This is a genomic window from Lysobacter sp. K5869, assembly GCF_018847975.1.
Taxonomy (GTDB): Bacteria; Pseudomonadota; Gammaproteobacteria; order Xanthomonadales; family Xanthomonadaceae; genus Lysobacter.
On sequence record NZ_CP072597.1, the window covers coordinates 3,819,595 to 3,835,465 of the forward strand.

Genomic DNA, 15,871 nt, shown 5'->3' on the forward strand with positions numbered 1-15,871 from the left:
GGCCTGTGGGCGGCGTTGGGGGGACGGGCTAGGCGAGCGCGGCATGATAACCAAACCGGCCCGCGCGGGTCGCCCGTGCCGCCGGTGCGCCCAACTTCCGACACGCGGAGCGCGACGGGCGCGGCCCTAGACTGGCCGCAACGTGTTCTCCGTCGCGCCGTCTGCATCGCGCCTCATCTCATTGCCGGGAGTGTCTTCATGCTTCGTCCCATCCTGCTCGCCGCGGCCATCGCCGCCGGCCTGTCCTGCGCGCCGTCCATGGCCATCGCCGCCGCGCCCGCCGCTGCGACGGGCGCGCCCGCGCGTTCGGCCCAGGCCCAGGCTTTGCACGTTTTGTTCGATGAGGAATGGGAGCGCGGCCTGCGCGAGAACCCGGAAAGCGCCAGCTACAACGGCGACAAGCGCTTCAACGACCGTTGGACCGACGTCAGCCTGAGCGCGATCCAAGCCCGCGCCGACGGCGACCGCCGCGCGCTGGAGCGGTTGCGCGCGATCGACCGCGCCGCGCTGTCGCAGGAGGACCAGCTCAGCTACGACACCTTCGCCTGGAATCTCGAGCGCTCCGCGCAGCGGCAGAAATTCCGCGAGCACCTGATGCCGCTGAGCCAGCAGGGCGGGGTGCAGACCGCCGACGGCATCGTCGAAGGGCTCGCGTTCGACAGCGTCAAGGATTACCGCGATTGGCTCGCGCGCCTGCGCGCGGTGCCGGCGATGGTCGAACAGAACCAGGCGCTGATGCGCGAAGGGGTCAAGGCCGGGCTGACGCCGCCGCGCGTGCTGATGGAGCGCGTGCCGGCGCAGGTCGCCAAGCAAGTCGTCGACGATCCGACCCGAAGCCCGTTCTACAAGCCGTTCGCGCGCTTCCCCGACAGCATCCCGGCGGCCGAGCGCGCGCAGTTGCAGGACGAGGCCAAGCGCACCATCGCGCAGACCGTGGTGCCGGCCTACCGCGCCTTCGGCGAGTTCTTCCAGCGCGATTACCTGCCCAAGACCCGCACCACCATCGCCGCCGGCGATCTGCCCGACGGCAAGGCGTACTACGACTTCCTCGCCGGCTACTACACCACCACCGACCTGAGCGCCGAGCAGATCCACCAGACCGGCCTCAAGGAAGTCGCGCGCATCCGCGCGCAGATGGAGAAGATCCGCGCCGAGGTCGGCTTCCAGGGCGATCTGGCGGCGTTCTTCCACTACCTGCGCACCGATCCGAAGTTCTTCTACAAGACGCCGGCGGAACTGCTCGAGGCCTATCAGGCCACGGCCAAGCGGATCGACCCGGAGCTGGTGAAGATCTCCAAGATCATTCCGCGCCAGCCCTACGGCGTGCGCCCGATCGCGGACAACATCGCGCCCGACACCACCACCGCGTACTACCTCGCCGGCGCCGTCGACGGCAGCCGCGCCGGGTACTACTACGTCAATCTCTACAAGCCCGAATCGCGGCCGAAGTGGGAAATGATCCCGCTGTCGCTGCACGAGGCGGTGCCGGGCCACCACTTCCAGTTCGCCCGCGGCCTGGAGCTGCCGGACGCGCCGCTGTTCCGCCGCACCGGCTATTTCGTCGCCTACGGCGAGGGCTGGGGCCTGTACGCCGAGCGCCTGGGCTACGACATGGGCCTGTACGACGATCCGTACGACCGCATGGGCCAGCTCTCCTACGACATGTGGCGCGCGGTGCGGCTGGTGGTGGACACCGGCATGCACGCCAAGGGCTGGAGCCGCGAGCGCGCGATCAAATTCTTCATGGACAACGCGCCCAAGACCGAGCAGGACGTGGTCAACGAGATCGACCGCTACATCGGCACGCCGGGGCAGGCGCTGGCCTATAAGATCGGCCAGCTCAAGATCAGCGAATTGCGCGAACGCGCCCGCCAGAGCCTGGGCGAGCGCTTCGATCTGCGCGATTTCAACGATCAGGTGCTGGCGACCGGATCGGTGCCGTTGAGCGTGCTGGAGACGCGGATCGATGCCTGGATCGCGGCGACTAAGGCCTCAAAGAATAGTTAAAACAATAACTTGAAGTTTGTTTGTAAAGCGAATTGTGATTCGCCCGCGGCCCGAGCGGCCGCGGGCCGGCGGTCGGATGAAGCCGCCCGCGCGCCTCGGGCGGCGCCTCGAAATTGCGCTAACCCCGCGCCACTGTCATACTTTCCGGCTCCCGCACGGCCGCCCGGCCGCGCAGGGAACCTTGCTCCACCGGCGCCGACGGCTCCGGGGGGCTGAACGGGACCGCCGCCGGCGGTCCTTCATCCACAAGGAATCACCGCAATGCGTCATTACGAAGTCGTGTTCCTGGTCCACCCGGATCAGAGCGAGCAGGTCCCGGCCATGATCGAGCGCTACAAGTCGCTGATCGAAGCCGGCGAGGGCAAGATCCACCGCCTGGAAGACTGGGGCCGCCGTCAGCTGGCTTACCCGATCGAGAACCTGGTCAAGGCTCACTACGTCCTGCTGAACATCGAAGTCACCCAGAACGTGCTCAACGAGCTGGTCGACGGTTTCCGTTTCAACGACGCCGTCCTGCGTCACCTGGTCATGAAGCGCGACGAAGCCGACACCGAGCAGTCGCTGATCATGAAGTTCAAGGACGAGAAGGGCGACAAGCCCGAGCGCGGCGAGCGCCGCCGCCGCGACGACGACAGCGACAGCGCCGTCGGCTCGGCCGACAGCGCCGAAGACAGCTCCGAAGCCGCCTGATCCCCTTCTAGGAACGCACCGACATGTCCAAGTTCTTCCGCCGCCGCAAGTTCTGCAAGTTCACCGCCGAGGGCGTCAAGGAGATCGATTACAAGGATCTCAACACCCTGCGCCAGTACCTGACCGAGACCGGCAAGATCGTGCCGAGCCGCGTCACCGGCACCAAGTCGAAGTACCAGCGCCAGCTGGCCACGGCCGTCAAGCGCGCCCGTTTCCTGGCGCTGATTCCGTACACCGACAACCACAACGCCTAAGCGCTGGCGGATAGCGGCGGCTTCGCCGCCTGGGAGATAGGGGATAGCGCCTTTCGCTAACCTCTATCTCCTACTCGCTATCCCCTAATGTCCCTCGTTCGGACAGCGACCCCTGCTGCGGGCCTACAGGTCCGCTAACGAATACGGAGCAATCCCATGCAACTGATCCTCCTGCAGAAAGTCACCAACCTCGGCAACCTCGGCGACACCGTCAACGTGAAGCCGGGCTACGGCCGCAACTTCCTCGTCCCGCAGGGCAAGGCCGTGCCGGCCACCGCCGCCAACCTGGCCGAGTTCGAGACCCGCCGCGCCGAGTACGAAGCCAAGGCCAAGTCGCTGCTCGACGGCGCCGAAGGCCGCAAGGCCAAGCTGGAAGGCGTGGAGGTGACCATCACCGCCAACGCCGCCACCGAAGGCAAGCTGTACGGCTCGGTGACCCCGCGCGACATCGCCGATGCGCTGACCAAGGCCGGCTATGAAGTCGGCAAGTCGGAAGTGATCATGGGCGAAGGCCCGATCCGCCGCACCGGCGAGTACGAAGTGCTGCTGCACCTGCACGCCGACATCGAAACCACCGTCAAGGTGATCGTGATCGGCGAAGCCGCCTGATCCCTTCGGGTCGAGTGCGGTAACACGAGGGGCGCCGCGAGGCGCCCTTCGTTTTGGGCGATGCCCGGCCGGCCGCGCGCAAGCCCGCATGAACCGGCTGAAGCCGGGGCGGCCGCCCGCGTCGCCGCCGATCCGCGCCGATGTTCGCCCATCGCGCAGGCAACCGCCGCCGGTGGCCGGTCTCGCCCTGTGAGACCCGGACGCGCGATACAACGACCCACCTGTTATCCACAAGCTTTCCACCGAATTGTCTGCAACGGCGTGAGCGCCGCGCTCGCTAGGATGGCCCACCGGGCGACGTCCCGGCCTCGCGCCGCGCACCGGCCGCACCGACCAGGATCGCCTTCCCGATGAGCTCACGTCCCGGATTCCGCGGCGAAAAACGTTTCGAGACCCGCGCCGAACAGCGCATCGACCAGCTGCGCGTGCCGCCGCAATCGGTCGAGGCCGAGCAGGCCGTGCTCGGCGGCCTGATGCTGGCGCCCGACGCCTACGACCGCATCGCCGATCAACTGGTCGAAGAAGATTTCTACCGCCGCGACCACCAGCTGATCTACCGCGCGATCCGCGAACTGGCCGAGCGCAGCCGCCCGTTCGACGCGGTGACCCTGGGCGAATGGTTCGACTCGCAAGGCCTCAGCGAACAAGTCGCCGGCGGCGCCTACCTGATCGAACTGGCCACGACCACGCCGTCGGCCGCCAACATCGCCGCCTACGCCGAGATCGTTCGCGACAAGGCGGTGATGCGCAAGCTGATCGAGGTCGGCACCGAAATCGTCAACGACGGTTTCCAGCCCGACGGCCGCGACAGCAGCGAGATCCTGTCCAAGGCCGAACAGCAGGTGTTCGCCATCGCCGAAGCCGGCGCGCGCGGACGCACCGACTTCACTCCGGTGACCAAGGCGCTGTCGGAAGCCTTCGACACGCTGCAGACGCGCTACGCCAACGGCGGCGCGGTGACCGGCCTGCCGACCGGCTACACCGAATTCGACGAGATGACCGCCGGCCTGCAGAACACCGACCTGCTGATCCTGGCCGCGCGTCCGGCGATGGGCAAGACCACCTTCGCCCTCAACATCGCCGAGCACGTCGCCTTCCGCACCAAGAAAGCGGTGGCGGTGTTCTCGATGGAAATGTCGGCCAGCCAGCTCGCGCTGCGTCTGATCTCCTCGGTCGGCCGCGTCAACGCCCAGCGCCTGCGCTCGGGCCAGCTCGAGGACGAGGATTGGGCGCGCGTCACCGGCGCGATCCGTCAGTTGCGCGAGGTCAAGATCTTCATCGACGACACCCCGGGCCTGTCGCCGGACGTGCTGCGCGCCAAGTCGCGCCGGCTCAAGCGCGAACACGACCTGGGCCTGATCGTGATCGACTACCTGCAGCTGATGTCGGTGCCGGGCAACCAGGAAAACCGCGCGACCGAAATCTCCGAGATCTCGCGCTCGCTCAAGCACCTGGCCAAGGAACTCAACCTGCCGGTGATCGCGCTGTCGCAGCTCAACCGCTCGCTGGAACAGCGCGCCGACAAGCGCCCGGTGATGGCCGACTTGCGCGAATCCGGCGCTATCGAGCAGGACGCGGACATCATCATCTTCATTTACCGCGACGACTACTACAACAAGGAAACCTCGCCCGACAAAGGCTTGGCCGAGGTCATCATCGGCAAGCAGCGTTCCGGCCCGACCGGCTCGCTCAAGCTCAAGTTCTTCGGCGAGTACACCCGCTTCGACAATCTCGCCCACGACTCGATCGGCAGCTTCGAGTAAGCGGCGACGGCCGGCCGCGGCGGTCGGGCAGGGCGCGCGGCTCAACGTCGCGCGATCACTCACTCCATCATCGGTTCGCGCGGACGCGGCGATCGCGTGCGCCGCGGTCGCATCGCCGCCGCGGCGCTCAGGTGCAGGGCGCTTCCCAGGCCAGACGGCGCTCGGCGCCGGCGGCGTCCTTGACGATGAAGCACTGCGCGTAGTCGGATTCGGCGAAGGTCGGCAGCGCGGGGCATTCGATCTGGCGCGCGTTGGCGTCGAGCGATTTGGCGTCGCTGTGCAGCGGTTCGAGTGCGCCGGCGGGCGTGGTGGCGAACTCGCCGCGCTGGCCGTGCGCGTCGACGCGGAACAGCAGGCGCGCGCCGTCCAGGCCGATCAGCTCGGCCGCCATCGGCCGGCCCCAGCGCTGGAGCTCGCGGTCCTTGTCGTCGAACTCGACCACCCAATCCGGCAGCAACAACGCATCGCGCAGCGGGATCGCTTCGACCTGCGCCACCGGATAAGCGCCGCAGCCGTCCTCGCCCCATTCGACCACGCGCGGGTCGGCGTCCTTCTTGTCGGTCTTCTCGCTCTTGGTCGCGAAGGCGAAGCGGTAGGGCGGCTTGGGCAGTTCCGCCGGCGCGGCCGGCGCGCTCGCGGCGGGCGCCGGCATGGGTTCGCTCGTGGCCTCCGGCTTGGTTTCGGGTTGCGGCGAGGCCGCAGGCGCCGACGCGCGTTCGCCGCAGGCGGCGAGCAACAGGCACAGCGGCAGCGAAGCCAAGGCGAGCCGGGACAGTCGGCGTTCCATGCGGAGTTCTCCTCTCGAATCCTTGCGCGCCAGGGAGCGTCGCGCGGGCAAGCGGCCATCATAGGCGCGCGCGGCGGGGCGCGGAACCGCCCGCGTCCGCGGCGCGTTTGTTGATTGCGCGCACGCTCTGCGCATTTGTCCGCGCGCGCCGCGAATCCGCATGCGCCCGTTCAGCCAACCCGGATTAGCCTGCACGGGCGATGCGGGGGTTGACGTTTCTATGACGAGCTCCGGCGCATCGTAGCCATCGCCCTTCCAACTCCTTTGGTGAGTTCTATGAATTCCTCCGTCAAATCCACGATCGCCGCTGTTCTGGTGTCCTGCGTCATGGTCACCGGCGCCGCCGGCGCGCAGACCAAGTCGAAGAAGACCCCGCACTGCTACAACGTGGAAGTGCAGCGTCCCAAGCAGATCAAGGATCAGCACAAGATCGCCGGCACCGCGATCGGCGCCGTGGCCGGCGGCCTGCTCGGCAATCAGGTCGGCGGCGGCAACGGCAAGAAGCTGGCCACCGCGGCCGGCGCGGTCGGCGGCGCGTTCGCGGGCCGCAAGATCCAGGAGCATCAGCAGAACAAGACCGAGACGGTGATCGAGCGCCGCTGCGACTGACGCAGCCGGCTGCCGCCGTCGCGGCGCTGCAGCGAAGCAAGACCGAACCGCGCGCGGGCGACCGCGCGCGGTTTTCTTTTGCGCGGGGTTGACGCGGTCGGCGGGAGCGGGGCGGACAAAGCTGCGGTATGAGCCTCGCGGCAGAGGCGGTCGATTGCCGCCGCGCGATCGCACGCTCGCAGAGGCGAGCCGGTCCGGCCCGGCGCGTTCTGATCGCCGCGACGGTCGGCGGAAGCATCGGGTCCGCCGACGCCTCGCAGCGAATACGCGCGACAGCGCCATCCCGGAAACACCGCCCGCCGCTTTGCCCGTCGAGCGCACTCCCGCCACTTCACACTCGCCTCATAGGCCTTCGCGACCGTCTCGCTAGAATGTGCGCCATGGCACGACCGACCTGCGCACTCATCCATACCGACGCCCTGCGTCACAACCTCGCCCAGGCCCGGGCGCTCGCTCCCCACAGCCGGGTGATGGCGGTGGTCAAGGCCGACGGCTACGGCCACGGCCTGGAACGCGTGGCCCGCGCGCTCGAAGGCGCCGACGCGTTCGGCGTCGCCGCGTTGTCCGACGCCGAACGCCTGCGTGCGGCCGGCCTGTCGCAGCCGATCGTGCTGCTGTCGGGCTTCGACGAGCCCGAAGACCTGCCGCAACTGCGCCGCCTCGGCGTGGAAACCGTGGTCCACCACGTCAGCCAGATCGAGATGCTCGAACAGGCCGCGCCCGGCGAGCCGGTGCGTTGCTGGCTCAAGGTCGACAGCGGCATGCACCGGCTCGGCTTCGCGCCCGAGTACGTGCGCGAGGCCTACGCACGCCTGCGCGCGGCGCCGGCGGTGGCGGAAGGCCTCGTGCTGATGAACCACTTCGCCAGTTCCGACGAATTCGACAACCCGCAGACCCGCGAGCAGCTGCGCGTGTTCGACGCGGCCATCGAAGGCTTGGACGGCGCGCGTTCGCTGTCGAACTCGGCCGCGGTGCTCGGCTGGCCCGACGCGCACGCCGGCTGGATCCGTCCCGGCGGGCTGCTGTACGGCATCAGCGTGGTCGAAGGCCGCACCGGCGCCGACTTCGGCCTGCGCCCGGCGATGACCTTGTCGACGCGCCTGATCGCGGTCAACCGCGTGCGCCGCGGCGAACGCATCGGTTACGCCGCCACCTGGGAATGCCCCGAAGACATGCTGATCGGCGTGGCCGCCATCGGCTACGGCGACGGCTACCCGCGCGCGGCGCCGTCGGGCACGCCGGTGTTGGTGCGCGGGCAGGAGACCCAGTTGATCGGCCGGGTCTCGATGGACCTGATGACCATCGACCTGCGCGGCATCGACGCGCCCGCGGTCGGCGATCCGGTCGAGCTGTGGGGGCCGGCGCTGCCGGTCGAACGCATCGCCGCGGCCAGCGCCACCATCGGTTACGAGCTGACTTGCTCGATCACCCGCCGGGTGCGCTTCGTCGAGGCCTGAGCCCGGCCCGGGACGCGGCTGTGAGCTGCGTCAAGGAAACGTGACGCCGAACCCCCGAACCGTTCAGCCCGCTCAGAAAGGCCGCCCGAACCGGGTAGGGGGGCGTAACTGTTGTCACGTTTGCAGTGTTATCGGGCACACGCCCGATGGCCGCTCCGTCCGGAGCCGGCCGACATTGCAACCGGGGGTTCGATGAAGCAGAGCAAGTTGGTGTGCGCGCTGGGCCTGGGTCTGGCGACCCTGATCGCGTCGACGGCGGGCATGGCCCAGGACGGTCCGAACCCCAATCGCGTGTGGGTCAAGTTCAAGTCCGCCGGCAACCATGCCGGCAACGCCCGCGGCCTCGCCGCCACCTCGAACCTCGGCCAGCGCATCCAGGCGCTGCGCGGCAAGCTCAGCGCCGCCCAGGCCGGCGACGCCGAAGTCAATTACCAGTTCGACCGCAACAACACCGCGGTGATGACCCTGTCCTCGCCCGAAGCGGTCAAGGCGCTGCGCGCCAATCCCGATGTGGAATCGGTCGAGATCGACCAGCCGCGTTACCTGCAGGCGCAGTCGGTGCCCTACGGCATCGATCAGGTGCAGGCGCGCGATGCGTGGGACGCCAATCGCGACGGCACGCTCGACGCCGGCGCCGCCAACGGCTCGGGCATCAAGGTCTGCATCATCGACTCGGGCCTCAACAAGAACCACGAAGACTTCGCCGGCATGACCATCACCGGTTACCCGACCGGCTGGGACACCGACACCTGCGGTCACGGCACCCACGTCGCCGGCACTATCGCCGCGGTCAACAACGACAAGGGCGTGGTCGGCGTGAGCCCGGGCAAGGTCTCGCTGCACATCGTCAAGATCTTCGGCAGCAACGGCTACAACGGCGGCAGCCACGGCCAGTGCTCGTGGACGTATTCCTCGACCCTGGCCGACGCCGCGCAGCGCTGCCAGGCCGCCGGCGCCAAGATCATCAACATGAGCCTGGGCGGCCCGAGCGCCTCGGAAGCCGAGCGCACCGCGTTCCAGACCGTCGCCAACGCCGGCGTGCTGAGCATCGCCGCGGCCGGCAACGACGGCAACAACACCCAGAGCTACCCGGCCGGCTACGCCAGCGTGGTCTCGGTGGCGGCGGTGGATTCGACCAACGCCAAGGCCGACTTCTCCCAGTTCACCCCGAAGGTGGAACTGTCCGCGCCGGGCGTGGACGTGCTGAGCACCTATCCGCTCAAGGACGATCCGCTCGTGGTCGGCACCTCCAGCTTCGCCGCGATCCCGGTGTCGGGCTCCAAGCAGACCACCGCCAGCGCCGCCTGGGTCAACGGCGGCCTGTGCCAGACCTCGTCGAGCACCTGGCGCAACAAGATCGTGGTCTGCCAGCGCGGCACCAACACCTTCCTGGACAAGATCACCAAGGCCAAGAGCGGCCGCGCCCTGGGCGTGGTGATCTACAACAACGTCGACGGCCCGCTCAACATCGGCCTGTACACCGGCACCGCGCCGAACCTGAGCCCGACCACCACGACCCTGCCGGCGGTGGGCATCAGCAAGGTCGACGGCGAATACCTCGTCGCCAACCTCGCCGGCAAGACCGCGACGGTGGACGCGGCGCCGTCGGTCGCCAACGACGCGTACGAGACCATGAGCGGCACCTCGATGGCGACCCCGCACGTGTCCGGTTCGGCCGCCGTGGTGTGGAGTTCCAAGCCCACCGCGACCGCCCAGCAGGTGCGCGACGCGCTCGACGCCACCGCGCTGGACATCGACGCGGCCGGCCGCGACGACAACACCGGCTGGGGTCTGGTGCAGATCCCGGCGGCGATCGCCGAGCTGCAGTTGAAGTAAGCCGCGCGGCGCCTTCGGGCGTTTGCGTGCGAGGAAAACGGGAGCCTTCGGGCTCCCGTTTTTTTGCGCTACTCCTGCGCACGGCAACTGGTGGAAACGCGTATTTCGCGCGTCGTCTCTAAGCCGGGACGAGTCAGAAATCGAAAAAGCGGGTGGAGAGCGGCCGCCGCCGCGTCGTGTTCGGCAAACGCGCCGTCGCGCGAATCGCCGCCGCCTCTCGCGGGGCGGCGGTGTCGCTGCCGGCACGCGATGCGGTGGCGCGGGGCGGAGCGGTCGCGGATTCCGCGGCCTCGATGTCGCGGGCGAGGGCGTGCCGGTTCGACGGCGCACCCGGCGATGCGCGGTTGCGCAGGCTCGATCTCTTCGCTCCGACGAGTAGCTCCGACGAGCGAGATCGGCCCGAAATCGAGGCGGATTGGTTCCCGCGGACGGACCCCGACTCCGGCCCCGGCGCGATCCTTCCGATGCGGCTCGCCGGACTCGATGCGGTCCGCCGCGCCCACCCGGCATACTGACCGTCCACCTACCGCGCCGGCCCCGATGCCCGAAGCCCCGACTCCCGCCCTGGTCTGGTTCCGCGACGACCTGCGCCTGGACGACAACCCGGCCTTGCGCGCGGCGCTGGAAGCCGGCTACACGCCGGTCCCGGTGTACATCCACGCGCCGGACGAACACGGCACGTGGCGGCCGGGGGCGGCCTCGGACGCGTGGCGGCACCGTTCGCTGGCCGCGCTCGACGCCGACCTGCGCAAGCGCGGCTCGCGCCTGCGCCGTTTCTTCGGCCCGAGTCTGGCCACGCTGCAATCGCTGGCGCTGGCGACCGGCGCGCAGGCGGTGTTCTGGAACCGCCGCTACGAGCCCTACATCGAGAAGCGCGACACCAAGATCAAGCAGCAACTGCGGCGCACGGGACTGGAGGCGGAAAGCTTCAACGGCTCGCTGCTGTTCGAGCCGTGGACGCTGCGGACCAAGCAGGGTGGGCCGTTCAAGGTGTTCACCCCGTTCTGGCGCGCGGCCCTGGCCGATTGGCGCGAGCATTCGCGGTGGGACGCGCCGGCGTCGTTGCCGAGCACCCGCGAAGGCCCCGAGGGCGTGCCGTTGGCGGCGCTGAAGCTGGCGCCGTCGCTGGGTTGGGACGGCGGCTTCTGGGGCCACTGGACGCCGGGCGAAGCCGGCGCGCGCGCGGCGCTGTCGACCTTCGTCGACGGCGCGCTGCGCGGTTACGCCGAACAGCGCGACCGGCCCGACCGGGTCGGCACCTCGCGTCTGTCGCCGCATCTGCACTTCGGCGAACTCGCGCCGTGGCGCGCGGTCGCCGAACTGCAGGCGCAGCGCAACGCCGCCAACGCGCGCGACGTCGACGCGGCGATCCGCGAACTGGGCTGGCGCGAGTTCGCCCATCACCTGCTGCATCACTTTCCCGACACGCCCGAGCAGAACTTCAACCCGCGCTTCGCCGACTTCGATTGGGCGCGCGCCGCGCCGCCGAAGCTGGAGCCGTGGCAGCAGGGCCGCACCGGCGTGCCCATCGTCGATGCCGGCATGCGCGAGCTGTGGGCCACCGGCTGGATGCACAACCGCGTGCGCATGATCGTCGCCAGTTATCTGACCAAGCACCTGCGCCTGCACTGGCGCCACGGCGCGCGCTGGTTCTGGGACACCCTGGTCGACGCCGATCTGGCCAACAACACCTTGGGCTGGCAGTGGGTCGCCGGCACCGGCGCCGACGCCGCGCCGTACTTCCGCGTGTTTAACCCGGTGACCCAATCCGAGAAGTTCGACCCCGACGGCGCCTACATCGCCCGCTGGGTGCCGGAACTGGCCGGTTTGCCGGTGCCGCTGCGCTTCGCCCCGTGGCAAGACCCTCAGCGCCTGCGCCGCGTCGCGCCGGATTACCCGCCGCAGCCGCTGGTCGATCTGGCGACGGGACGCGATGCGGCGTTGGAGGCGTATCGCAGGTTGCGGGAATAACCGCGGCGAGGGGCCGCGCGAGGTAGGGGAATGAGGGGAATGAGGGGAATCAAGGGAATGGCGAGTCTTTCGCGCGGTCGACGGCCTCGACCTCGAACCAGCGCGATCCGTCGCAACCCCAAGCGCATTTTGATGCTTTCCATTCCCCATTCCCTTGATTCCCTTCATTCCCCTCATTCCCCTCATTCCCCTCATTCCCCTCATTCCCCTCATTCCCTTCATTCCCTTCATTCCCTTCATTCCCCTCGTTCCCCTCGTTCCCCTCGTTCCCTGTTCCGAAACTCCCAGCCCTGCGCATTCCCTCACCCAACGCGTTGACTCCCCCAACGCACGCATGATTCACTCGCCCGACGCATCGGAGAGACGCATGGCGAAGGCAGAAACGGGGGCGGGGACGCGCCGGCGCGCGCGGCGCGAGCCGATGTCGCGGGTGGATACGGCGTGGTTGCGGATGGAACGCCCGACCAACCCGATGATGATCACCGGCGTGCTGATGTTCGACGATCCGATCTCGGTCGACGCGCTGCGCAAGGTGATCAAGCAGCGCTTCCTCGCCTACAGCCGGTTCCGCCAGAAAGCCGTCGACACCGCCGCCGGCGCGTACTGGCAAACCGACGACGATCTCGATCTGGAATGGCATGTGCAGCACACCGCGCTGCCCGGGCGCGGCGGCAAGCGCGCGCTGGAGCGGTTCGTCAGCCAGCTCGCTTCCAGTCCGCTCGACAACAGCCGGCCGCTGTGGCAATTCCATCTGGTCGAGCGCTACCGCGGCGGCTCGGCGCTGATCGCGCGCATCCATCACAGCTACGCCGACGGCATCGCCCTGGTGCAGGTGCTGCTGTCGCTGACCGACACCACCGCGCAGCCGGCCAAGGGCAGCGATCTGGCCCACGCCTGGCTCAAGCAGGACGGCGCCGACGTGGCGCGCCGGGTCGGCGCGGTGGACCGCTACATGAAGCTCGGCAGCCGCGCGCTGGAAAAGGGCATGGAGATGTACCGCGACCCGACCCTGGCGGCGATGCTGGCCAAGGAGGGCGGGGAGATCGCGCGCGAACTGCTGCACGCGCTGTCGCTGTCCGACGATCCGCCGTCGATGCTGCGCGGCAAGCTCGGCGTGTCCAAGCGCGTGGCCTGGGCCGAGCCGCTCGATCTGGAAGAGGTCAAGGCGGTCGGCCGCGCCTGCGACTGCACGGTCAACGACGTGCTGATGGCGACCGCGGCCGGCGCGCTGCGCAGCTACATGATCGAGCGCGGCGACGCCATCGACGGGGTGACCATCCGTGCCACCGTGCCGGTCAACCTGCGGCCGCTGGAACACGCGCGCAAGCTCGGCAACCACTTCGGCCTGGTGTTCCTGGATCTGCCGGTTGGCGAGGACAACCCGATCCGCCGGGTCGAGCGCGTCGCCGAGTGCATGAACAATCTTAAGAATTCGCGCCAAGCCATTGTTGCATTTGGTCTTTTGGCCGCGCTCGGCATGGCGCCGGCGCAGGTCCAGGGGCTGGCGCTGGAGTTGTTCAGCCGCAAGGCGACGGCGGTGGCGACCAACGTGCCGGGGCCGCAGCAGCCGCTGTATCTGGCCGGCGCGCGCCTGGACGAGATGATGTTCTGGGTGCCGCAGACCGGTTCCATCGGCGTCGGCATTTCGATCCTGAGCTACAACGGCCGCGTGCACTTCGGCCTGATCGCCGACGGCAAGCTGATCCCCGACCCGGACGAAGTCATCAGCCGCTTCGGCGCCGAGTTCGACAAGCTGCTGTACCTGGCGCTGATGGGCAGTTGGGAACGCACCCTCGACGCCGACAGCGCCGCCGCGCTGATGGCCTGAACCCGCGCTCGGCCGTTCGCGCCGGGCCGCGCAACGTCTTCCCGGCCCGGGCCTGAACGGGCCGGCGCCGCCGTCACTCGTCCCCCACGGCGGCGTGATTAGCTTGTGGGCGCTCCGCCACCCGACGAGGACAGCCCATGAAGACCCAACTCAAATTCGCCATCGCCGCGGCGACGCTCGCCGCCCTGCTCGCCGGCTGCGCCACCGGCGGTGGCGGCGGTTACTACGGCGGCCAGCAGCAGCCGTACCCGGGCGACCCGAACCAGCCGCAGCAACAGCAAGGCGGCATGAACCGCACCCAGAAGGGCGCCCTGATCGGCGCGCTCGCCGGCGTCGCCGCCGGCCTGCTCAGCGGCAACGACGCCACCGAACGCCGCCAGCGCGCGCTGATCGGCGCGGGCGTCGGTGGTCTCGCCGGCGGCGCCATCGGCAACTACCAGGACCGCCAGGAGCGCGCGCTGCGCGAACGCATGGCCGGCACCGGCGTCGACGTGGTCCGCCAGGGCGACAACATCACCCTGAACATGCCCAGCAACATCACCTTCGCCTTCAACAGCGCCAACCTGGATCCGAAGTTCGACCCGGTGCTCGACAACGTCGCCGCCACCCTGACCGAGTACAACCAGACCATCGTCGAGGTCGCCGGCCACACCGACAGCATCGGCACCGACGCGGTCAACCAGCGCCTGTCCGAGCAGCGCGCCGCCTCGGTCGGCAATTACCTGATGTCCAAGGGGCTGGTGCGCGACCGCTTCATCCTGACCGGCGCCGGCAAGACCCGCCCGATCGCCAGCAACGACACCGACGCCGGCCGCGCGCAGAACCGCCGCGTCGAGATCACCTTGGTGCCGGTGCGCTCCTAAGCGGTTAGCGCGATCGCGCCGCGCCGATGAGTTAGGCGCCGCCGCCCATCGTTGGAGTCATCCCGAAACCGGGCCGCCGCTGGCGGCCCGATTTCGTTTAAGGCGCGGGTGCGACAGCGCGCGACCCGCGGCGATGCCGCAGGCGCTGCGGGCATGGGGGTGCGTTGCGGGGCCGCGTCGCGCGGTTCGTCCGAACCGGCTCAGTCGAACCGGCGCGATGAGCTGCCGCGCCCGCCAGCGTCCCTTGCGTGCGTTATGCACGCAGCATGCAGTTCGTATCCGTGCGGATCGCGCATCGCGGCAGGCCGCATTTCGCCGCAATCGAGCGCGCGGCCCGTGCCGGAACACGCCACGACTTTGCCCATGCGGGCGATTGTGCCCACTCGCGGCGCACGAACGTTCTTTCCGCCGCACGTTTTGTCCGCCTGATTCCCTGCGCGACGAAAGGGTGGTCAGGAGGAGCGACGCGTGAACTCAGTTTTCGATCAGGAAGGTTCCGGCCCGCGCGCGGCGAGTCTGCGCATCGCCTTGTCCGACGATCATCCGGTGGTCCGCGCCGGCGTGCGCGCGCTGCTGGAATCGGCCGCGGCGCCCGGCGAAACCTGGACGGTCGCGGCGGAAGCCGGCGGCGCGGACGAGTTGCTGGAACTGCTGGCGGCGACGCCGCTGGATCTGGTGATCACCGATTTCTCGATGCCCGGCAGCCGCGTCGGCGACGGCCTGAGCCTGCTCGGGCAGATCCGCCGCCGCCGTCCGCAGTTGCCGGTGATCGTGCTGACCATGATCGGCAACGCGCCGGTGCTGCGCTCCATCGCCGACGCCGGCGTCGCGGGCTTGCTCGACAAAGCCGCCGCCGCGGCCGAACTCGGCGAAGCGGTGCGCACGGTGATGCAAGGCGATCGCTACTTCGGCCTGGCGCTGCGCGGGTTGCTGCAACCCGGCGCCGGCGCGGCGCGCGGCGGCGGTCTGTCGCCGCGCGAAGCGGAGGTGTTGCGGCTGTTCGCCGCGGGCTTGGGCGTGTCGCAGATCGCCGCGCACCTGCACCGCAGCAAGCAGACCATCAGCCGGCAGAAGACCGATGCGATGGGCAAGCTCGGGCTCAAGAGCGACCGCGAAATCTACGACTACGCGCGCAACGAGGGGCTGTTGTCCTGAACGCCGCGCGCGCCCGCGCGGCCCGCGATCGCGCCCGCCGGC

General features: G+C 69.2%; 13 protein-coding genes. 12 read left to right on the plus strand and 1 reads right to left on the minus strand.

What is annotated here, in order from left to right; all coding sequences use genetic code 11:
- Positions 1–198 precede the first annotated feature (198 nt).
- From J5226_RS16640 to J5226_RS16660, 5 genes are all read left to right on the plus strand, one after another.
- Positions 199–2,007 (plus strand): DUF885 domain-containing protein, encoded by a 1,809-nt coding sequence (locus J5226_RS16640; protein WP_215835551.1) that lies wholly within the window; start codon positions 199–201, stop codon positions 2,005–2,007.
- A gap of 261 nt (positions 2,008–2,268) precedes the next feature.
- On the plus strand, positions 2,269–2,697 hold the full coding sequence (rpsF, locus tag J5226_RS16645) for a 30S ribosomal protein S6 (protein WP_215835552.1): 429 nt from the start codon (positions 2,269–2,271) through the stop codon (positions 2,695–2,697).
- A gap of 23 nt (positions 2,698–2,720) precedes the next feature.
- The gene (gene rpsR / locus J5226_RS16650; RefSeq protein WP_031372470.1) at positions 2,721–2,951 is read left to right on the plus strand and encodes a 30S ribosomal protein S18; all 231 of its coding nucleotides are present in this window, start codon (positions 2,721–2,723) and stop codon (positions 2,949–2,951) included.
- Between the two features lie 156 nt (positions 2,952–3,107).
- Positions 3,108–3,560, plus strand: a complete 453-nt coding sequence (gene rplI, locus J5226_RS16655; RefSeq protein ID WP_215835553.1) for a 50S ribosomal protein L9 — start codon at positions 3,108–3,110, stop codon at positions 3,558–3,560.
- Between the two features lie 350 nt (positions 3,561–3,910).
- Positions 3,911–5,323 carry a replicative DNA helicase gene (locus J5226_RS16660; RefSeq protein WP_215835554.1) on the plus strand — a complete coding sequence of 471 codons (1,413 nt, stop codon included), beginning with the start codon at positions 3,911–3,913 and terminating at the stop codon, positions 5,321–5,323.
- Positions 5,324–5,450: 127 nt separating this feature from the next.
- Here J5226_RS16660 and J5226_RS16665 read toward each other — a convergent pair whose 3' ends face one another.
- Positions 5,451–6,110: a hypothetical protein gene (locus tag J5226_RS16665; RefSeq protein WP_215835555.1), complete on the minus strand. Its 660-nt coding sequence runs from the start codon at positions 6,108–6,110 to the stop codon at positions 5,451–5,453.
- A gap of 327 nt (positions 6,111–6,437) precedes the next feature.
- On the opposite strand from J5226_RS16665, the gene J5226_RS16670 reads away from it, so the two are divergent.
- The 7 genes from J5226_RS16670 (at position 6,438) to J5226_RS16700 (ending at position 15,829) form a co-directional block, all read left to right on the plus strand.
- Entirely contained in the window at positions 6,438–6,719 is a 282-nt protein-coding gene (locus J5226_RS16670) for a glycine zipper 2TM domain-containing protein (RefSeq protein ID WP_255323118.1), read from the plus strand.
- Positions 6,720–7,099: 380 nt separating this feature from the next.
- Positions 7,100–8,176, plus strand: a complete 1,077-nt coding sequence (gene alr / locus J5226_RS16675) for an alanine racemase (protein WP_215835557.1) — start codon at positions 7,100–7,102, stop codon at positions 8,174–8,176.
- 192 nt (positions 8,177–8,368) lie between these two features.
- Entirely contained in the window at positions 8,369–10,012 is a 1,644-nt protein-coding gene (locus J5226_RS16680; RefSeq protein WP_215835558.1) for a S8 family serine peptidase, read from the plus strand.
- 540 nt (positions 10,013–10,552) lie between these two features.
- Positions 10,553–11,983, plus strand: coding sequence for a deoxyribodipyrimidine photo-lyase (locus J5226_RS16685; protein ID WP_215835559.1), 1,431 nt, complete (start codon positions 10,553–10,555; stop codon positions 11,981–11,983).
- A gap of 421 nt (positions 11,984–12,404) precedes the next feature.
- The gene (locus J5226_RS16690; protein ID WP_255323120.1) at positions 12,405–13,811 is read left to right on the plus strand and encodes a wax ester/triacylglycerol synthase family O-acyltransferase; all 1,407 of its coding nucleotides are present in this window, start codon (positions 12,405–12,407) and stop codon (positions 13,809–13,811) included.
- 137 nt (positions 13,812–13,948) lie between these two features.
- On the plus strand, positions 13,949–14,674 hold the full coding sequence (locus tag J5226_RS16695; RefSeq protein ID WP_215835561.1) for an OmpA family protein: 726 nt from the start codon (positions 13,949–13,951) through the stop codon (positions 14,672–14,674).
- A gap of 468 nt (positions 14,675–15,142) precedes the next feature.
- Positions 15,143–15,829, plus strand: a complete 687-nt coding sequence (locus tag J5226_RS16700; protein WP_255322828.1) for a response regulator transcription factor — start codon at positions 15,143–15,145, stop codon at positions 15,827–15,829.
- The last annotated feature ends 42 nt before the right edge of the window (positions 15,830–15,871 follow it).

Excerpts from the sequence above, each read along its gene's own strand:
- J5226_RS16640 (WP_215835551.1), top strand. The coding sequence starts at position 199 with ATGCTTCGTCCCATCCTGCTCGCCGCGGCCATCGCCGCCGGCCTGTCC.
- rpsF (WP_215835552.1), top strand. The coding sequence starts at position 2,269 with ATGCGTCATTACGAAGTCGTGTTCCTGGTCCACCCGGATCAGAGCGAG.
- rpsR (WP_031372470.1), top strand. The coding sequence starts at position 2,721 with ATGTCCAAGTTCTTCCGCCGCCGCAAGTTCTGCAAGTTCACCGCCGAG.
- rplI (WP_215835553.1), top strand. The coding sequence starts at position 3,108 with ATGCAACTGATCCTCCTGCAGAAAGTCACCAACCTCGGCAACCTCGGC.
- J5226_RS16660 (WP_215835554.1), top strand. The coding sequence starts at position 3,911 with ATGAGCTCACGTCCCGGATTCCGCGGCGAAAAACGTTTCGAGACCCGC.
- J5226_RS16665 (WP_215835555.1), bottom strand. The coding sequence starts at position 6,110 with ATGGAACGCCGACTGTCCCGGCTCGCCTTGGCTTCGCTGCCGCTGTGC.
- J5226_RS16670 (WP_255323118.1), top strand. The coding sequence starts at position 6,438 with ATGGTCACCGGCGCCGCCGGCGCGCAGACCAAGTCGAAGAAGACCCCG.
- alr (WP_215835557.1), top strand. The coding sequence starts at position 7,100 with ATGGCACGACCGACCTGCGCACTCATCCATACCGACGCCCTGCGTCAC.
- J5226_RS16680 (WP_215835558.1), top strand. The coding sequence starts at position 8,369 with ATGAAGCAGAGCAAGTTGGTGTGCGCGCTGGGCCTGGGTCTGGCGACC.
- J5226_RS16685 (WP_215835559.1), top strand. The coding sequence starts at position 10,553 with ATGCCCGAAGCCCCGACTCCCGCCCTGGTCTGGTTCCGCGACGACCTG.
- J5226_RS16690 (WP_255323120.1), top strand. The coding sequence starts at position 12,405 with ATGTCGCGGGTGGATACGGCGTGGTTGCGGATGGAACGCCCGACCAAC.
- J5226_RS16695 (WP_215835561.1), top strand. The coding sequence starts at position 13,949 with ATGAAGACCCAACTCAAATTCGCCATCGCCGCGGCGACGCTCGCCGCC.